This is a genomic window from Methylobacterium sp. Leaf118 (assembly GCF_920984675.1).
Classification (GTDB): domain Bacteria; phylum Pseudomonadota; class Alphaproteobacteria; order Rhizobiales; family Beijerinckiaceae; genus Methylobacterium.
This window is the reverse complement of the sequence record NZ_CAKLBV010000139.1, coordinates 1-1,139: the sequence shown is the minus strand read 5'-3', so window position 1 is coordinate 1,139 and position 1,139 is coordinate 1. Positions and strand designations below refer to the sequence as shown.

At 66.9% G+C, this 1,139-nt stretch carries 1 protein-coding gene; it reads left to right on the top strand.

The genetic code is table 11. From position 1 onward, the window contains the following. Positions 1-1,139, top strand: a 1,139-nt coding sequence (tuf, locus tag LW587_RS23900) for an elongation factor Tu (protein ID WP_232632057.1), incomplete at both ends; no start/stop codon positions are given.

The following is a 1,139-nucleotide window of genomic DNA, read 5'->3' as shown; positions in this document are numbered from 1 at the left end:
AAGGAAAAGTTCTCCCGTAACAAGCCGCATTGCAACATCGGCACGATCGGCCACGTCGACCACGGCAAGACGTCGCTGACGGCGGCGATCACGAAGGTGCTGGCGGAGTCGGGTGGGGCGACCTTCACGGCCTACGACCAGATCGACAAGGCCCCCGAGGAGAAGGCGCGCGGCATCACGATCTCGACGGCTCACGTCGAGTACGAGACCACGAACCGCCACTACGCCCACGTCGACTGCCCCGGCCACGCCGACTACGTGAAGAACATGATCACCGGCGCCGCCCAGATGGACGGCGCGATCCTGGTGGTCTCGGCCGCCGACGGCCCGATGCCGCAGACCCGCGAGCACATCCTGCTCGCCCGTCAGGTCGGCGTGCCGGCCCTGGTGGTGTTCCTCAACAAGGTCGACCTCGTCGACGACGAGGAGCTGCTCGAGCTCGTCGAGATGGAGGTGCGCGAACTCCTCTCGAAGTACGACTTCCCCGGCGACGACATCCCGATCACCAAGGGCTCGGCCAAGGTCGCGCTCGACAACGGCGACAAGGCGATCGGCCACGACGCCGTTCTGGCGCTGATGGCGACGGTGGACGCGTACATCCCGCAGCCGGAGCGTCCGATCGACATGCCGTTCCTGATGCCGATCGAGGACGTGTTCTCGATCTCGGGCCGCGGCACGGTGGTGACGGGTCGCGTCGAGCGCGGCATCGTCAAGGTCGGCGAGACCGTCGAGATCGTCGGCATCCGCGACACCCAGACCACGACGGTCACGGGCGTCGAGATGTTCCGCAAGCTGCTCGACCAGGGCCAGGCCGGCGACAACGTCGGCGTGCTGCTGCGCGGCACCAAGCGCGAGGACGTGGAGCGCGGCCAGGTCGTGTGCAAGCCGGGTTCGGTGAAGCCGCACGCCAAGTTCAAGGCCGAGGCCTACATCCTGACCAAGGAGGAGGGCGGCCGCCACACGCCGTTCTTCACCAACTACCGCCCGCAGTTCTACTTCCGCACCACGGACGTGACCGGCATCTGCACGCTGCCAGAGGGCACCGAGATGGTGATGCCCGGCGACAACGTGACCATGGACGTCGTGCTGATCGTGCCGGTGGCCATGGAAGAGAAGCTGCGCTTCGCCATCCGCGAGGG